Origin of the sequence: Rheinheimera faecalis (assembly GCF_021290965.1) — a bacterium.
In the GTDB taxonomy this organism is placed as follows: Bacteria; Pseudomonadota; Gammaproteobacteria; order Enterobacterales; family Alteromonadaceae; genus Pararheinheimera; species Pararheinheimera faecalis.
This window is the reverse complement of record NZ_JAJOYT010000003.1, coordinates 215,944-233,643: the sequence shown is the minus strand read 5'-3', so window position 1 is coordinate 233,643 and position 17,700 is coordinate 215,944. Positions and strand designations below refer to the sequence as shown.

Below are 17,700 nucleotides of genomic sequence, written 5' to 3'. Positions count from 1 at the left end.
TAGTTAACTATGCTCCTGGGGTCGTGCTGACTTGTCGCCTCGCTGCAACCTCAATTACTTAGGGGAAATAGGCTGTGTTTGACGTTTAAAATAGACGGGCGGGTACAAGACCCGCCTCTACGATTTATTCCGTTGTATCGCCAGCCACTTCACCTGTTAACAGCTCGTCGATACGCTGCAAACCACGAGGCAGCTTGTTACCACGACGGCCCCGTTCGCCTATGTAATGCGCTAAATCATCCACCTTGATGGTCATTTTGCGTTTACCTGCCACTAAAGTCACAGCTGTGGCTGCAGGCACTACGGTTAAGAGTTTCAGATACTCTTCACGGCTGGCGGCGCGGGCCGATGGAATAGACAATATCTTATTGCCTTTACCTTTGCTCAGCTGTGGCAAATCAGCCACAGGGAACACCAGCATGCGGCCTTCGGTACTGATAGCCACTACCAAATCCGTTTCCGGGTTTTTAATCGGAATAGGGCTTAATACTTTGGCGCCTGTTGGTAAAGTTAATACAGCTTTACCGGCTTTATTGCGGCTGACTAAATCGGCGAAGGTGCCGACAAAACCATAACCAGCGTCACTGGCCAGCAACAACTTCTGGCTGTCTTCTGCCATCAGTACATGCTCAAAGTTTTCCCCTGCCACCAGAGTAAAGCGACCAGTTAACGGCTCGCCCTGACCACGGGCTGAAGGTAAATCGTGAGCTTCGGCCGCAAAGGCGCGACCTGATGAATCGATAAAGGCTGCATATCTGTTACTTCGTCCAGAAGCTGCAGCTTTAAAACCGTCTCCTGCTTTGTATTGCAGGCTGTTGCCGTCGATATCATGACCTTTGGCGCAACGCACCCAGCCTTTTTCTGACAGCACTACAGTGACAGGCTCACTTGGCAGTAATTCTTTTTCGCTTAAGGCTTTGGCTTCTTCACGCATTACGATTGGGCTTCTGCGGTTGTCGCCATATTTTTCCGCATCTGACAGCAGCTCTTCCCGAATAAGTTTGGTCAGCTTTTTCTCTGAACCTAAAATGCCTTCTAAGTAGTCACGCTCTTTTTCCAGCTCGGCTTGTTCGCCGCGGATTTTCATCTCTTCCAGCTTGGCTAAGTGACGTAACTTTAATTCCAGTATGGCTTCAGCCTGACGTTCGGTAATGCCGAAATGCGCCATTAACACAGGTTTTGGCTGATCGTTTTCGCGAATAATTTTAATCACTTCGTCGATGTTTAAAAACGCGATCAACAACGCCTCTAATACATGCAAACGATCCAGCACTTTATCCAAGCGGAACTGCAGACGACGACGCACTGTGTCGCGGCGGAATACCAGCCATTCAGATAAAATTTCCAGTAAGTTTTTCACCCTGGGCCGCTGATCCAGGCCCAGAATGTTTAAATTGACGCGGTAGCTTTTTTCCAGATCCGTGGTGGCAAATAAATGCGCCATCAGCTGTTCAACGTCTATGCGGTTTGAACGGGGTACTATCACAATACGGGTTGGGTTTTCATGATCAGATTCATCACGCAAGTCACTGACCATAGGCAGTTTTTTCGCATTCATCTGAGCTGCTATCTGCTCCAGCACTTTTGAGCCAGAGGTTTGATGCGGCAAGGCCGTGATAATAATGTCGCCATCTTCCAACTGATACAAACCACGCATCTTAATGCTGCCACGGCCTGTTTCATAAATAGCCTGCAGTTCGTGCGCCGGGCTGATAATTTCAGCGTCGGTCGGATAATCCGGGCCCTGAATATACTGCATTAAGTCAGGTACAGTGGCTTTTGGGTTATCCAGTAAAAAGGCGGTGGCGTTGGCCACTTCCCGGGCGTTATGCGGTGGAATATCAGTCGCCATACCTACTGCTATACCAGTCACACCATTCAGCAGAATATGCGGTAAACGCGCAGGTAAAGTGCGTGGTTCGTCCATAGTGCCGTCAAAGTTTGGCACCCAGTCCACAGTGCCCTGCCCCAGCTCGTTTAATAAAACCTCACTAAAACGGGACAACTTGGCTTCGGTATAACGCATGGCCGCGAAGGACTTTGGATCGTCCGGCGCACCCCAGTTGCCCTGACCATCGACGAGCGGGTAACGGTAAGAAAACGGCTGAGCCATCAGTACCATAGCTTCGTAACAGGCGCTGTCACCATGAGGGTGGAACTTACCTAACACGTCACCCACAGTACGGGCAGATTTTTTGTATTTCGCCAGATGCGATAAACCCAGCTCTGACATCGCATAAATAATACGGCGTTGGACTGGTTTTAAACCGTCGCCAATAAATGGCAAAGCCCGGTCCATAATGACGTACATCGAATAATTCAGGTAGGCTTCTTCAGTAAAGCGACGCAGCGGCAGCTGCTCAGTCCCTTCATTGGATATCATAATATCTGTCATTTTTAGCTTCCGTTAACCAGCCTGATTTGATTGTTGTTTTTCAAGCGTTTGGGCTTGCAACTGGGCCTGGCGACGCGCCAGTTGCCACAGCAGTAACACCAGTAAAACTAAACTGGTGCAGCCAAACAGCCCTATCCATAACCACTGGTTTTGTCTTTTGCGTTCAGCTTCCTGCAAGCGCAGGGCCTGTAATTCATTGTCTTTGGCCAGCAGCTCATTTTGTGCCTGCTGACGCTCTGCATCAAAACCCAAGCGCAGTTTTTCCACTGACAACTCATGTTCTTTATTGCGTAATTTGTGATAACCCTTAAAGAACTGATCCAAATGCTCATAGGCTTTTTGATAGCGACCTGAATCCGCTTCCAGCCGGGCTTTTAAATTCAGGATCCACAGCTGGTTGGATTGATTGGCATTATTTTCTTCTTTACTTAAGCTCTGCTCTGCTTGCGCCAATTCCTGACTGGCCAAAGAAATCTGACCAAGCTCCCGGTAAATCAGTGCTTTTTCATAGTGGTGCATCGAATTTTGATAAGTCGACTGCAAACCTGGCAAATACTGTTCAGCTTTTTCGATATAAGCCAAAGCTGCATCCAGCTTTTCATTGTCTTTACTGGTGGAGGCCAACCCCAGATAGGCAAAATACAAATTGGCCTGATCCTGCTGGGCTACCGCCAGTTGCAACAACTGATCATAACTTTGCATGGCTTTGTCGTATTGTTCTAAGTAGCTGTAACTTCTGGCTAAATTAAACAAAACATCCATTTTATCTTTTTGCCAGCCTAAAGCGTCGTACCCTTCGATCGCCTTTTCCATAAAGTCTATGGCTTCTTTATCAAAACCAAGACCCACGTAAAGCAACCCGAGTTCAGCATTTACATAAGCCAGAATTTCCGGATCTTTTAACAGCACAGCTCTGTCGTAACTGCTTTTCAGCAACACCAAAGCTTCCTGAAATTTATCCTGAATGCTGTAGATGGCGGCAATATTAATGTCGGCTTCGATATGCAGCTTCTCGGCTTTTAGCTTTGCAGCCAAAGCTGAAGCCTGCAGATAATAATGCAAGGCCTGCTGATACTGACTTTGCATCTCGAGTGCAAATCCAAGATTATTCCAAAAATCGATAGTGGTTAAATCCCGGCGCTCGCCCAGCAAAGCCAGACCACGTTCAGCCACTTCCTGCTGCTGTTGGTGTTTACCTAAACTTTCATACACATCACAAAGCTGCAATAAAAACTGCACCTGCAGTTCAGCATTCCACTCACCATAAGAGGCTTGCTGTTGCTGTAATACCAGTAACATTTGCTCTGGTTGTTGAGCTTTTTGTTGCTTCACCTGCACCAGCCAGTCAGGCAATACAGGCTCATTAGCCTGTAGGCTAAAAGCCAGACAGAAGCAGAGGCTTAACAGTGTTCCCCATGATCTGAGGTATTGTTTTTGTTTCATCTGTAGTCCTTCAGGCAAGTAACTTAAAGCTACACAGCCACTATAGCGCGGTCGCCTTTCATCTCCAGCCAATCTTTTCTGTCGGTTGCCCGCTTCTTCGCCAGCAACATATCCATCATTTCCATCGTCTGCACCAAATCATCTATGGTCAGTTGCACCAGTCGTCTGGTGTTTGGATCTATGGTGGTTTCGCGCAGCTGCAATGGGTTCATTTCACCCAAACCTTTAAAACGTTGCACGTTAATTTTGCTACGTTTTTTCTCCGCTTCTAAGCGGTCCAGAATGCCTTTTTTCTCGTCTTCATCCAACGCATAAAACACTTCTTTGCCACAGTCGATACGGTACAAAGGCGGCATAGCCACATAGATATGACCGGCTTCGACCAGCGGACGGAAATGGCGCATAAACAAAGCACACAATAAGGTTGCGATGTGCAAACCATCAGAGTCGGCATCGGCCAGAATACAAATTTTGCCGTAGCGCAGTTGGCTTAAATCAGCTGAGTTTGGATCCATACCTATAGCTACAGAAATATCGTGCACTTCCTGTGAGCCCAGAATCTGTTCAGATTCCACTTCCCAGGTGTTCAGAATTTTACCGCGCAGTGGCATCACCGCCTGAAACTCACGATCCCGTGCCTGCTTGGCTGAACCACCTGCAGAATCCCCTTCGACAAAAAACAGCTCTGTGCGGTTTAGATCCTGTGATGAACAGTCAGATAACTTGCCTGGTAAGGCAGGACCAGCCGTCACTTTTTTGCGGATAATTTTTTTCGCAGCACGCAAACGTTTTTGCGCGTTGTTGATACAAAACTCAGCCAGTTGCTCAGCAATATCTGTGTGTTCATTCAGCCATAAGCTAAAGGCATCTTTCACCACACCGCTGATAAAAGCCACGGCCTGACGTGATGAAAGTTTTTCTTTGGTCTGGCCGGCAAACTGAGGTTCCTGCATTTTTAACGACAGGATATAACTACAACGATCCCAGACATCTTCAGGAGTTAACTTAATGCCACGGGGCAATAAATTACGGAATTCACAAAAATCACGCAGTGCTTCTAACAAGCCCTGACGTAAACCATTAACGTGGGTACCACCCTGAGCTGTTGGGATCAGGTTGACATAACTTTCAGTCACCAGCTCGCCACCCTCAGGTAACCAAAGCACAGCCCATTCAACCGCTTCGTGACTGGCGCTTAAGCTACCAACAAAAGGCTGCTCAGGCAGCGCTATCATGTCTTTGACCGCATCCATTAAATAATCACGGATACCAGCCTGATAACACCACTGATAACTTTGATTATTGACCTTGTCGTCAAACTTGATGGTCAGGCCCGGACACAATACAGCTTTGGCTTTCAGCACATGCAGCATGCGGCTGACAGAAAACTTAGGCGAATCAAAATAATCCGGTGCAGGCCAGAAGCGTACTCTTGTGCCTGTATTACGTTTGCCTACAGTACCGGTAATCGCCAGTTCGCTGACTTTATTGCCATGCTCAAAAGCTATTTCATAGACATTGCCATCGCGGCGTACCGCCACATCAACCCGACTTGACAGGGCGTTGACGACAGAAATACCTACGCCGTGCAAACCACCGGAGAACTGGTAGTTTTTATTGGAGAATTTACCACCGGCATGCAAACGACAAAGGATCAGTTCAACACCTGATACCCCTTCTTCAGGGTGAATATCCACTGGCATACCACGGCCATTGTCTATGACTTCCAGCGATTGATCCTCATGCAGAATCACATGCACTAAATCGGCATGGCCAGCCAAAGCTTCATCGACGCTGTTATCTATAACTTCCTGACCTAAGTGGTTAGGACGGGTGGTATCGGTATACATACCTGGACGGCGCTGCACTGGCTCAAGGCCTGTCAGCACCTCAATGGAATCGGCGTTGTATTGCTGGTCTGTCATAAGGCAAACATCACTTCTTTTTTAATAACTCGTTTTAGTCTATCCAAAGTCATTGGAGTTGCAGCGAGAGAAAACGCCCGACAAAGCTGCGGCTTCAAGTACGCAGGATATAACTGTATTAACAACCAGTTGTTTTACGCTATTTGGCAAAACTTGACAATAGCGGGCAGGCAATTGACGTAGCCTTGATAACTGTGATCACCACCTGGTTGCACATCCACTGTACAACCTGCATAAAACTGCACCGCTTTGCGATAATCCAGCACTTCATCCCCTTCCTGTAGCAGCACCAAATAACGATCCAAAGCCGAAGGTTTATGCTCAAGTTCAGCCAGCAGCGGCATATGCTGAGGTTCAACGTTAAAATCCTGTTTCAATACCGGATGATGATAAGTACCAAAATGCTGACTTAACAGCTCATAAGGTGCCACAGCCGGGTTAATCAGCGCGGCATAACAGCCGGTCTTTTCGGCCAGATAAGTGCCTAAAAAACCACCTAAAGAACTGCCTATCACCGCATCAGGACGACGGCCATTCAATGCCTGCTCAATTGCGGTTACTGCCTCTTTTGGCGTGTAAGGTAAATCCGGCATCAAGAGTTCCACATCAGGCAACTCTTGCTGGAAAAAAGCTTTGGTCATTAAGGCTTTTTCGGATTGAGACGAGCTGGCAAAGCCATGTAAATAGACAACAAGTTTAGACATTTACCCTTCCAGAAATTGCCAACGCACCGCGGTATCCGCATTAGCATTGGCATTAAAAATCCATTCGATATAACCAGGACGAGCAGCAACAGGCTGATAATCCGGTGTTAGCAGAAACTGCACTGAGCTGGCAGGACAACCCACCAGGTGAATACCCTGCTGTATTTTGGCATAGGCATAATGGCAATGACCATGGGCAAAACCTTTGATCCGTCGATCAGAGCCAATAATCTGCCACAAAGCAGCGGCGTCGAGCTGAATATGCTCATCAATAAAACTACCCATAGGGCTGATATGATGATGACAAAACAACCAGACAGCGGAATCAAACGGATAAGACAACAACTGCCGCTGCAACTGCTGTTGTCGTGCTGTATCAAAATAGCCTGCCGGTGTTGGCCCTTTGCTATTGAGCAAACAGAGCCGCCAATCGCCCAGGCTTAACTCTGTATCCGCAGAAAAAGGTGTTGATGCAAATGCCTGCTGCATCAATTCCAGATCATCATGATTGCCGGGCAGATAAAACACAGGGCAAGACCAGTCACTAAACAGTTGTGAGATCAACTGATAAGAAGCCAGACTATGATCCTGAGTTAAATCTCCGGTCAGGAGCACAGCATCAGGTTGATTGGATTGAAGTTGAGATAACAGCAGTTCCAACTGACGATAAGGCTGTACGCCACAAAACCAGCCCTCGGGTTCAGATACTAAATGACAATCAGAAATATGCACCAGACGATAAGAATCTTGTTTGCTGAATACCACAGCCATCAGGCCAATAACCCTGTGTTTTGATAACCACGGCGTGAACACAAATTCAGCCAGTCGCGCAGCAACAAATTAATCTGCCGTTTTTCATCCGGCAATAACATATCCACATTTGGGTAACTGTATACGGCTTTGAGCTGACGCACCTGCTGACAAGCCAGTACTTCAGCCAGCCGCGCATCGTGATACAAACGCACTTCAAAACGTGGCTTAAACCAGCCCACCATAGACTGACTAATGAGTTCAATACTGACAGTCGTAGTGTATTTACACAGCTCCAGCAATTCCACCTGATAACTTTCGCTGGCGTTGATATGAATCAAACAACGCTGGCCCTGACGCTGGTTACCTGGCAAGAAAAAACGTAGCTGTGCGTAATTGCGCTCACATAAACTGAGAAAATCAGGCAGGTAAGGCACATAACGTTTTCGGGCCAGATTTGGCATACCAGCTACTTAACCTCTTTAACTCGTGTTGTGATCATGAAAATTATACAGCCCAGCTTTTGCGTACTTCATCCAGATTCAAGGTTAACCATTGCAAGGCTATGACAGTTGCAGCGTTATCTATTTTTCCAGCCTGTAAAAGTTGCATCGCGGCCTGACGTGACAAGCTATGAACTTTAATATCTTCCTGCTCGGATGCCAAGCCATAAACCCCGATATCTACCTTATCTTTAAGCCGCGCCAGCACTAAATAAATTCGTTCTGTACTACCGCCAGGGCTGCTTTGATAACTAAGCATAGGCCAGAATTCTGTCAGCTTCAGACCCGCTTCTTCTTCCGATTCACGTTGTGCGACTTGTTCAACAGTTTCTCCCGTTTCAATCATGCCTGCTATCGCCTCCAGCAACCATGGACCGTTTGGATTCTGTAAGGCGCCGATACGGAATTGTTCAATTAATACCAGACTGTCATTTTTTACATCATAAGGCAGTACTATGACCGCATGACCGCGCTCAAATAATTCGCGCTTTACTTCTGCACTCCAGCCACCGTTAAATAACTTGTGCCTTACTTTGTAGCTGTCGATCCGGAAAAAACCCTGAAAAACTGTGTTCTGGTCGAGTATTTTTACATCAGCGCTATGAAAGGATGGATAATTTTCTGGCTTGAAATCAGGCATTTGAGGACTCACATTCTGTTACACTTGAGCATATGCTGTTTACGCTTTAATCATTACTTAGTTAATACCAACAAGGTATTATTGGCTCACTTTCGCAAAACTATGGACTTTCGGTTATGAAAAAAACCTTGTTAGGCACGTTGGTAGTCTCGGCACTGGCTCTTCTGAGTGTGCAGGCGAATGCCGAAAATTTGCAAACCATTTATCAGTTAGCTACCAAAAAAGACCCGCAGGTATTAAAAGCTGCAGCTACCCGTGATGCAGCCAAAGCTGGGATCGACGTGTCCAAAGCCAGGTTATTACCGCAAATTAATTTAACTGCCGGTGCTGATAAATCCTACAGTGACCAGTTGGATAACGACACAGGTGGTCAATACAAGTCAGAAAGCACATCCACTAATGCTGGTATAGGCTTACGCCAATCAATTTTTGACTGGAGTCGTTATGAGAACCTGTCTATCGCTGAAAAAGCAGCCATGCAAGGCCAGACTGCTTATGACGCAGCAGTACAGACGCTGATCGTACGAGTCTCTCAGTCTTATTTTGATGTATTAACAGCTGAAGATAATTTAAGTTTTGTTGTGGCTGAAAAACGTGCCATTGAACGTCAGTTAGAACAAACCAAACAACGATTTGCTGTAGGTTTAACCGCCATTACTGACGTACATGAAGCTCAGGCTCAATATGACAGCGCTGTTGCCCGTGAAATAAGCGCGCAAAATGATCTGGAAACAGCTCGCGAGTTTTTGCGGGAAATTACCGGTGAATATCATGCTCAGCTGGATCCATTAAACACAGCCCGTTTCAGCACCAGTCAGCCAACCCCAAACAATCCACAGGATTGGGTGGAAACAGCGCAGGACAATAACCTTGAACTGAAAATCCGTAAGCTGTCGTTAGATATTGCAGAACACAATATCCAGATTGCTAAATCTGGCCATTACCCGACTGTTGATCTGACAGCTCAAACAGGCTTCAACAACAGCACCAACAAAAACCGCGATACAGGAGCAGGTTTCAACTCTCCACGTTCAGACAGTAGTTCTGTTGGTATAGAGCTGGTACTGCCTTTATACGCTGGTGGCGGCACTGTCGCTAACGAAGAAGTAGTTCGTGCTAACTATGTAGAAGCAGCTGAAGATTTAGAACTGAGTCACCGCAGCGTGATCCGTCAGGTTCGCAGCAACTACAACAATGTAGGTGCTTTGATCTCCAGCACCAAAGCGTTACAACAAGCAGTAATTTCAGCGGAAAGTGCGTTAAAAGCCACTGAAGCAGGTTTTGAAGTAGGTACCCGTACTATTGTTGACGTATTGCAAAGTACCCGTAACCTGTTTGATGCCCGCCGTAACCTGTCTAAAGCCCGTTACGACTACATCCTGTCTGTTTTAGCTTTAAAACAAGCAGCTGGTACTTTAACTGAAGAAGATTTATTCACTGTAAACAGAGCTTTAGGTAACTAAATTTCTTTTCAGACTTTCTCACCTGAAGCTGCAGTTGCGGCTTCAGGTGAGCCTGTTCCTACCAGTTAGCACTTTTTTCCCCGCTTTTTTTCGTTACAATAGCCGCACTTTTTTTGCCTGAGGATTTGCTGTGGTTCATGTTCCACGTTTTACCATTGGTTTTTTATATCCAAAGCATTGGCCCTTATGGTGTGGTTTAGGCCTGATGTGGATCCTGCTGTGGTTGCCTTACCCTGTGCTGATGAAAATGGGCGAAGGTGTCGGCTGGTTGCTGATGAAAGCGATGAAATCCCGGGTGAAAGTAACTCGCCGTAATCTGGAGTTGTGTTTTCCGGATATGCCGGAAGCCGAACGTGAAGCCTTAGTAAAACAAAACTTTAAAGAAACAGGTAAAGCCGCCTTTGAAACCTTTATCGGTTGGTGGTGGCCAGACTGGCGCGCCCGTCCTTTGTGTCATTTCACCGGCAAAGAACATATTCAGGAGATCTTAGATCAGGGCAAAGGTGTGCTGCTGCTCAGCGGTCATTTTTTATCGCTGGAAATGATTGCCCGTACCTTTGGTTTTCATTGCCCTGCTGTAGGCTTTTACCGCCCTAATGACAATGAAATTATGGAGTACTTCCAGTATCACGGCCGTGTACGTTCCAACCGCTACCTGATTGGTAAACGGGATGTCCGCACCATGATCAAAGCCTTAAACGAAAAAGAAGTGTGTTTTTATCTGCCCGATCAAGACTATGGCCGCAATAAAGCCGAGTTCGTACCATTTTTCGCCGTAAAAGAAACAGCCACCACCACAGGTACTTTGTTGTTTGCCGGCAGTGCCAATTGTGAAACTGTACCTATTCATTGTTACCGTTTACCTGGTTATCAGGGTTACCGTGTGGATGCCCTGCCTGCCTTTGAAAACTTTCCAAGTGGTGATGACAAAAACGACGTAACCCGTGTCAATCAATGGCTTGAACAAGGTGTGTTGGCACACCCTGAACAATACATGTGGCTGCACCGTCGTTTTAAAACCCGGCCTAACCCAGACGATCCAAGTCTGTATTAACAATAGCTGCTGCAACTTCCGCCTAAGCATGGAAGTTGCAGCGCAGCGTGAAGGCAGGATATGATGCTGTGACGCTGACCAGGGATAAAAGCTATGTGGTTTTGGATCAAGCACTTATTGCTTGCAGCTTTATTGTTTATACTTGCTGCTATCGTGATGTTTAAACCGGAATTGCTGTATTTCAAGCCGGAGAAACTGTCTGAAAAAAGTTCAGAGGCAGTCAAAGGCTTTACCAATTTTTATAGCAATATTCGTAGTTCTTTTACCAATAAAGACGAAGACTCAGCTGACTTTGTTATTGAACTCACTGAAGATCACAGCAATCTGATCCCGCTTTTACAAGACAGAGCCAACCGTATGGTCGCTTTGCCAGAAAACTGGAAAGGCAATGAAACCGACAGACGTTTCCGTGTTGGCGATACCTTAAAAACAGTGCTGACCATGCAAGGCAGAAAAGAAGGTGTTGAGCTGTTTTGGGTTTTATCCAAAGACTACAAAGTAAAACACTATTTCCAGACCGACTTCAGTTATATCAGCGCCATCCAGGAAGCTTCACAAGCTATATCCTCTGACTTTGAGCAACCAGTGCAGGCTTACTTTTGTAATGTGTCCAGAGCCGTCGTACTAACCGATAAAATCATTCCGTTTTTGCAGCAAAATTGCATCAATATCAACGCACCACGCCGCAGAGTAAATAGCTGATTTATACTCTGCGTGGCATGGCATATTAAATTCTTCAGCTAAATAACTGATCCCACACTTGTCGCACTTGCTCCATAGCTTGTTCTAATTGCTGAGCGGTTTCGGTAGCAGGATCCAGGGTTTGTCTGTGACTGACCCCTCTTAATTGCTGATACGCCTGCTGTAGCGCCTGGGTTTGTTCCAACTGCAACAAACCAGCGGCAGCGGCCGCATCCAGAATACGAATATTGTCACTGTAGAAATACAAATCCGCATACTGACTGCCATAAGCCAACACCAGATACTGGCTGATAAACTCAAGATCCACTATGCCACCGGACGCATGTTTCACTTCAGTCGACTGCTCGCCATGATGCTGCCGCAGCTTTTGGCGCATTTCAGTGACTTCAGCTTTAAGCACTGCTAAGTCCCGCGGTTTAGCTAACACTTCACTGCGTATTTGATTAAAGCGCTGAGCGATTTTCTCATCACCATAAACTAAACGGCTACGTACCAGCGCCTGATGTTCCCAGGTCCAGGCTTCTTTTTCCAGATAATCAGCATAAGTATCAATATGCACAGCCAATAAGCCTGCGTTGCCTGCAGGGCGCAGGCGGGTGTCTATGTCATACAACACGCCACTTGGGGTTCTGGTGGTAAACATATGGACGATGCGCTGCACCATCTTGATATAAAACTGACGTGAATCAATGACTTTCTCGCCTTGAGTCGGCGCAAGATTGTCGCACTGATGCACAAAAACTAAGTCCAGATCCGAACCATAACCCAGCTCCAATCCACCCAGTTTGCCATAAGCCAATACTGCAAAAGCTTTGGCGTCTTCTGGTTTTAAACCTGCAGGTAAACCGTACTTTTCTGCCATTTGCTGCCAGGATAACTCCACTACTGCGGCAATAATGGCTTCGGCTAAAAAGGTCAGATGGTCACTGACTTTCATCAAAGGCAAAATACCCGTGATATCGGCCGCCGCAATGCGCAGTTGCTGTGCCTGTTTAAACTGGCGCAACACTTCCATTTGCAGCTCTAAATCATCGGTCGGCACCCTTAGCATGCTTTGACGTAATTTATCCCGGTAATCCGTTGAATCCGGTACCTGATACAACTGAGATGGGTCTATCAGTTCGTCCAGCAACAAGGGGTAACGCGCCAGATGTTCGGCCAGCCAACCACTTTTATGGCATAACATCACCAGTTGCTGCAGCGCAGGTGGATTCTCAGAGAGCAGCTCAAGGTAGGCCGTGCGGCTAACAATCTGCCGGAATACGCCCAGCACCCGCTGCAATACCAGAGCCGAGCCTTGCTGTTTAGCCAGTTGATGCAATAAAAACGGAATAAGTTTTTCCAGCAGTTCACGACCTCTTGGGCCTACACTGCGCTTTTGGCAATCCTGCTTAAACTGCTTTAAATGCTGCAGCAGTTGCACTGCTTCATCGGCTGCTAACCAGTCCAGATGTTCAGCTAAATCTTCTGACGGCAATTCACTGTCCCAGCATAAACGCCCTAAGACCATTTCTTCAGGTTCAGGATTGTCGCCTTGATCAATGACCAGTTTAAAATGCTGATGAATACGACCCATGGCCTGTTCTGTGGTGTCGGTCAGTTGTTGCCAGTTGCTAAAGCCTAAACCCAGCACCATGCGTTGCCGGTTCAGCTCATCGGCTGGTAAGGTTTGAGTTTGTTGATCGTCCAGGCCTTGTAACAGCTGCTCGACTTTACGCAACCACAGATAATCCTGCCGCAATTGCTGATGCTGATCCGGCTCTAATAACTGCTGACTTTGCAAAGCGTCTAATGCTTTAAAAATAGAAACTTGCTGCAACTGTGGAATACGACCACCACGAATAAGCTGCAGAGTTTGCACCACAAACTCCACTTCGCGTATACCGCCTGCACCGAGCTTAATATTGTCTACGCGGTTGCGACGGCGGTTTTCCTGCTCTATCAGCTGTTTCATCCGGCGTAAGGATTCCAGCGCCGAGTAGTCGATGTAACGGCGGTAGACAAAAGGTTTTAGCAGCTGATTTAATTCCACCGCATGCACTGGATCCGGGTTCAGAATACGGGCTTTAAGCATGGCGTAACGTTCCCACTCCCTGCCCTGCGCCTGATAATAATCTTCCATAGCCGCAAAACTCAGCACCAACGGGCCGCTGTCGCCAAAAGGCCGCAAACGCATATCAACTCTAAACACAAAACCATCGGCCGTGACCTGATGCAAAGCTGATATCAGCTTCTGGCCTAACTTGGTAAAAAACTGCTGATTTTCAACAGACCGACGGCCACCACTGGTTTCGCCGTTGTGCGGATAAGTAAAAATTAGGTCGATGTCGGATGAGAAATTCAGCTCACCACCACCGAGTTTACCCATACCTAAAATCAGTAAAGGCATAGGTTGGCCGTGCTGATCCAAAGGCTGGCCCCACTGAATGGCTACATCCTGATAAGCCCACTGATAAGCGCTGTTAATCAGGTTGTCTGCCATAGCTGAGATATCCAGCAGGCACTGCTCTGTCGATTTCACAGCGAGAATATCGGCTGCCAGAATTTGTGCCAGTTGTGCATTACGGCAACGGCGCAAAGCTTTAAATACAGTAGCTTCGGTTTGATTGGCAAGATCAGGCAGAGGGTTCTGATGTGTTAAAGGCTTAGCCAACAGCTCTTTATTCAGCAGCACAGCAATCAGTTCTGGTTGCTGTTGCATCACCCGGCTTAAAAATGGGCTGACCGCCAGTAAAAGCTTGAGATCCTGCTGCTGTTCAGCATTTAAATCCGGCATCACCAAAGTGGGTAATACCAGATCGACTTCATGCTGTAACTCAGACGGCAATACAGCGGCTAACCGGGCGGTCAATTGGCTCATCAGTACCTCAGGCAGAAAACAAAGATTCAGAACAATTCAGCAAAGCACAGTTATAAGCTGCACTGCTGAAAAAACACAAGGCTTGTGTCGCATCAGCTGACGGCAAAGCCGCGAAGTCTGCAGACACTAGAGACAAAGCCTTTACACATTGACCAATTACCTGCCATGACTGCGGATCCTGACTACGTAAAAAGTAGCTTTCGTGATACTGCAGAGATTTTAATAAAGCCGCTGTACTGCTGTGATCGGCTGGTATAAAAACCAAAGGCTGATTCTGCACCAGACGGTAACCCCGCTCTGCTTTAGACTGCCAGCCCAAACGCAGTTGCAACAACTGCACCAGCTGGCGTGACAGTGCAAATAAAGCTTTAACATCACCTTGTTGCAGCTCCAGTTCCAGCTCAAATATCGCTTCGCTTTGATCTCCTGATACCACTTCGCCCTGATCCAACACGGCTTCTACTGTGCTGCCATCTGCTAAGGTAAGTAACCAGCTTTGACGAACAAAGTCAGTGCGAAACAGCTGTTTCAGCTGACTTTGCAGCAGTGCTAAATCTGTACCTTGCGGCCATATTTCAGCTGGAAAAGCATTTAATTCAGGCCAGACCGAAGCACAAGGCAGATTGTATTCAGGCCGCAGATGCAAACCACCATGCTGCTGCCCCGCTAATTTAATGGTTTGTTCAAACTGACCTTTCTTGAGCCGGGTGCGAAGGCCAGCATCAAAACGACGAAACCACAGATCATCAGTTTCATAATAAGCATTCAATAACTGCACGCTTTCATGCTTCTGTACTGTGACTGCCAGCTGCTGCCATACAGAGTTCAAAGCAGGTAGTGTGCTTTGGGTAAGTAAAAATTTAAGTTCAGCTTCCATCGCCATAGCGGCTTATTTCCTGTTCTGTAAACGCATTTCACGCCCTAAGTAATTGGTGTTGCAGTGCGGCGGCAAGCGAATGAGTCCCCATGAACATAGATAAACTATGTGATTGGGGCGAGAGAACGTAGCCAACAAAACTGCAACTTCAAGTACAACGGGGATAAGCTCTTGTCAATTGATCATCTTCTGGCCTATGATCGGCTCAATTCTTCATTTTGGCCAGATGTTGGTCGGTTTTTTTAGGATTTTTATGTTGATCACCTCAAGACCATGGCAAGCAGGAATGCTACTGGCCACAGTGTTGCTAAGCACAAGCGTCACTGCACAACAAGAAACAACAGGCACTCCGGTCAGCCCACAAAACGCCTATATCAGCGATAAGCTGATCACTTATCTGTACAACGGCCCAGGCCGCGACTTTAAAATTATTGGCAGCATTGCCGCTGGCGAAGAAATTAAATTGATTGCTGAAGACAGTAGCTCAGAATACTGGCAACTGACCGACAGCAAAGGTCGCACCGGCTGGATTTTAAAACAGTACGTCAGCTTAACCCCTGTATTTGGTGGTGAAGCAGGTGAACTGCAGCAACAATTACAGCAGCAACAAAGTCTGGTTTCACAGTTGCAGCAAGAAAAAGATCAGTTGCAACAACAACTCAATGAAACCGACGCCGCAGTACAACAAGCAGAAAAAGCCACAGCCACAGCGCAGCAAACTATTGCACTGCTAACACAGCAACTGCAGGAAAAACCATCCGCCTTCTGGCAAGACAAAATGGTATTAGGCTCAATTCTGGGTTTTGCCGGTTTGTTATTAGGTTTACTGGTCCCAGCACTGATTCCAGGACGCCGCCGCAAAGAACGTTGGATGTAATTTAAGGCTATTAGCCTTACCTTCTGAAATACCGCTATTTATTGTTGAAAAATCAGGTGCTGAGTTGGCTGTAAAGGCTCAGCATCTGGTTTTAGCCCCTTCAGCTTGCGTCAGTTCAAAACCTTTAACTATTCCGCTTTTATGGTCAGAACTGCAGATCCAGTATTGGCTGCAATTACAGCTGTGTTATCTAAGTAAAATCTGAACAACTCCTGCACTGTCTTGCTTTGGATACCTCTTTTTTGGCAAAGCAAAAGATAGTATCTCGTCTGCAGCGAAACGCCTTGAACTCAAATATTATCTAATTTGTTGCTGCAAGTTTCATTGTTGTGCGCAGCTGTGCAACGAGTACAGCCTATAAGAATAATCCTCTCGATTTTAAAACCTTAACCTGGACAACATTTGCTTTATGAGTAAAAAAGGTTTAATTTTTACTCATGATTGAGTTTGAATTTGATCAAGACAAAAGCAGAAGCAATCTCAAAAAACATGGTATTGATTTTCATACAGCACAAGGCTTGTGGAATGATTCAGACCTTGTAGAGATCCCTGCTAAAACTATCGACGAACCACGATCTATAGTGATAGCTATGCTTGATGGCAAACGCTGGTCAGGTGTAATTACATACCGGGGTTCAACGATAAGGATCATATCTGTCAGACGTTCGCGAAAATCCGAGGTAGAGCTGTATGAAAGCGCATGAATTCGATGCCAAATTTGAAGCAGATGAAGATGTAACAGAGGATCTTGATCTGACCCAGATAAAAAAACCAATGCTAAAACAAAAACGGGTCAATGTAGATTTTCCTGCCTGGATGCTCGAGTCATTAGATCGTGAAGCGCACAGAATAGGGGTGACTCGTCAGTCCATCATTAAAATCTGGCTTGCGGAAAGGCTGGAAGCTATACCGCAGCATAATACTGGCAGCTGATTGCCATTTTAGACGGGCGGGTGCAAGACCCGCCCCTACAGTTGAGCCGCGGATGTGATTAGCCGATGTAGACCTCGCTATACCATGCCGAATAGCCGCGATTAGTCGGTTTTAACCTCAGGCGCCGCAGCAAACTTCAAAGGCAAACCCGCATCCTGCTTTACCTGCTCAATCACCACATAAGTATGAGTCTGTAACACGCCCGGCAAATCCACGATCAAGCCCAATACGCCGCGATACGCCTCCATACTGGATAAGCGTAGTTTCAGCAGATAATCAAAACCACCGGCCACCATATGACATTCCGCCACTTGTGGAATTTTCACCACAGCATCGCGAAACTGATCAAAGACAGCGCCTGTGGTTCTGTCCAGCGTCACCTGAATAAAAGCCGCAGTACCAAACCCCAGTTTACTGGCGTTTAAACGGGCGCCATAACCTTCAATAAAACCGTCCTGCTCCAGCTTGCGAACCCTGTCTATGCAAGGGCTTGGGCTTAAGTTGACCTTTTTTGCCAGTTCGACATTAGAAATACGTCCATCTTTTTGTAGCGTGTCTAGAATTGTCATGTCGA

The 17,700-nt window shown here is 46.7% G+C and carries 16 protein-coding genes; 6 read left to right on the top strand and 10 right to left on the bottom strand.

All coding sequences use genetic code 11. The features are described 5' to 3' along the window. Positions 1-124: 124 nt before the first annotated feature. The 7 genes from parC to nudF all read right to left on the bottom strand — a co-directional run bounded on the left by parC (position 125) and on the right by nudF (position 8,372). Positions 125-2,395, bottom strand: a complete 2,271-nt coding sequence (gene parC, locus LSG34_RS07385) for a DNA topoisomerase IV subunit A (RefSeq protein ID WP_233008184.1) — start codon at positions 2,393-2,395, stop codon at positions 125-127. Positions 2,396-2,407: 12 nt separating this feature from the next. Then, positions 2,408-3,838 carry a hypothetical protein gene (locus tag LSG34_RS07380; RefSeq protein ID WP_233008183.1) on the bottom strand — a complete coding sequence of 477 codons (1,431 nt, stop codon included), beginning with the start codon at positions 3,836-3,838 and terminating at the stop codon, positions 2,408-2,410. A 29-nt stretch (positions 3,839-3,867) separates the two neighbouring features. Continuing rightward, positions 3,868-5,763: a DNA topoisomerase IV subunit B gene (gene parE, locus LSG34_RS07375; protein WP_233008182.1), complete on the bottom strand. Its 1,896-nt coding sequence runs from the start codon at positions 5,761-5,763 to the stop codon at positions 3,868-3,870. 134 nt (positions 5,764-5,897) lie between these two features. Then, on the bottom strand, positions 5,898-6,467 hold the full coding sequence (locus LSG34_RS07370) for a YqiA/YcfP family alpha/beta fold hydrolase (RefSeq protein ID WP_233008181.1): 570 nt from the start codon (positions 6,465-6,467) through the stop codon (positions 5,898-5,900). Then, positions 6,468-7,238 carry a metallophosphoesterase family protein gene (locus LSG34_RS07365; protein ID WP_233008180.1) on the bottom strand — a complete coding sequence of 257 codons (771 nt, stop codon included), beginning with the start codon at positions 7,236-7,238 and terminating at the stop codon, positions 6,468-6,470. After that, positions 7,238-7,681 carry a DUF1249 domain-containing protein gene (locus LSG34_RS07360; RefSeq protein ID WP_233008179.1) on the bottom strand — a complete coding sequence of 148 codons (444 nt, stop codon included), beginning with the start codon at positions 7,679-7,681 and terminating at the stop codon, positions 7,238-7,240. Before LSG34_RS07360 ends, LSG34_RS07365 begins: the two co-directional genes overlap by 1 nt. A gap of 43 nt (positions 7,682-7,724) precedes the next feature. Then, positions 7,725-8,372, bottom strand: coding sequence for an ADP-ribose diphosphatase (nudF, locus tag LSG34_RS07355; RefSeq protein ID WP_233008178.1), 648 nt, complete (start codon positions 8,370-8,372; stop codon positions 7,725-7,727). Positions 8,373-8,476: 104 nt separating this feature from the next. Between nudF and tolC the strand changes: the two genes are divergently transcribed. The 3 genes from tolC to LSG34_RS07340 all read left to right on the top strand — a co-directional run bounded on the left by tolC (position 8,477) and on the right by LSG34_RS07340 (position 11,579). Continuing rightward, on the top strand, positions 8,477-9,823 hold the full coding sequence (gene tolC, locus LSG34_RS07350; RefSeq protein ID WP_233008177.1) for an outer membrane channel protein TolC: 1,347 nt from the start codon (positions 8,477-8,479) through the stop codon (positions 9,821-9,823). Positions 9,824-9,953: 130 nt separating this feature from the next. Continuing rightward, entirely contained in the window at positions 9,954-10,877 is a 924-nt protein-coding gene (lpxL, locus tag LSG34_RS07345) for an LpxL/LpxP family Kdo(2)-lipid IV(A) lauroyl/palmitoleoyl acyltransferase (RefSeq protein WP_233008176.1), read from the top strand. A 93-nt stretch (positions 10,878-10,970) separates the two neighbouring features. Beyond that, entirely contained in the window at positions 10,971-11,579 is a 609-nt protein-coding gene (locus LSG34_RS07340; RefSeq protein ID WP_233008175.1) for a TcpQ domain-containing protein, read from the top strand. A 34-nt stretch (positions 11,580-11,613) separates the two neighbouring features. Here LSG34_RS07340 and glnE read toward each other — a convergent pair whose 3' ends face one another. Together glnE and LSG34_RS07330 are read right to left on the bottom strand one after the other, a co-directional pair. Then, positions 11,614-14,439 carry a bifunctional [glutamate--ammonia ligase]-adenylyl-L-tyrosine phosphorylase/[glutamate--ammonia-ligase] adenylyltransferase gene (gene glnE / locus LSG34_RS07335; protein WP_233008174.1) on the bottom strand — a complete coding sequence of 942 codons (2,826 nt, stop codon included), beginning with the start codon at positions 14,437-14,439 and terminating at the stop codon, positions 11,614-11,616. A gap of 7 nt (positions 14,440-14,446) precedes the next feature. Continuing rightward, entirely contained in the window at positions 14,447-15,322 is an 876-nt protein-coding gene (locus tag LSG34_RS07330; protein ID WP_233008173.1) for a CYTH domain-containing protein, read from the bottom strand. Between the two features lie 247 nt (positions 15,323-15,569). On the opposite strand from LSG34_RS07330, the gene LSG34_RS07325 reads away from it, so the two are divergent. The 3 genes from LSG34_RS07325 to brnA all read left to right on the top strand — a co-directional run bounded on the left by LSG34_RS07325 (position 15,570) and on the right by brnA (position 17,126). Continuing rightward, entirely contained in the window at positions 15,570-16,193 is a 624-nt protein-coding gene (locus tag LSG34_RS07325; protein ID WP_233008172.1) for a TIGR04211 family SH3 domain-containing protein, read from the top strand. Between the two features lie 437 nt (positions 16,194-16,630). Beyond that, positions 16,631-16,897: a BrnT family toxin gene (locus LSG34_RS07320; protein WP_233008171.1), complete on the top strand. Its 267-nt coding sequence runs from the start codon at positions 16,631-16,633 to the stop codon at positions 16,895-16,897. After that, positions 16,884-17,126 (top strand): type II toxin-antitoxin system BrnA family antitoxin, encoded by a 243-nt coding sequence (gene brnA, locus LSG34_RS07315; protein WP_233008170.1) that lies wholly within the window; start codon positions 16,884-16,886, stop codon positions 17,124-17,126. The genes LSG34_RS07320 and brnA overlap by 14 nt, the downstream gene beginning before the upstream one ends. Before the next feature lie 101 nt (positions 17,127-17,227). On the opposite strand, the gene LSG34_RS07310 is transcribed toward brnA, so the two are convergent. After that, on the bottom strand, positions 17,228-17,695 hold the full coding sequence (locus tag LSG34_RS07310) for an Lrp/AsnC ligand binding domain-containing protein (RefSeq protein ID WP_456300272.1): 468 nt from the start codon (positions 17,693-17,695) through the stop codon (positions 17,228-17,230). Positions 17,696-17,700 lie beyond the last annotated feature (5 nt).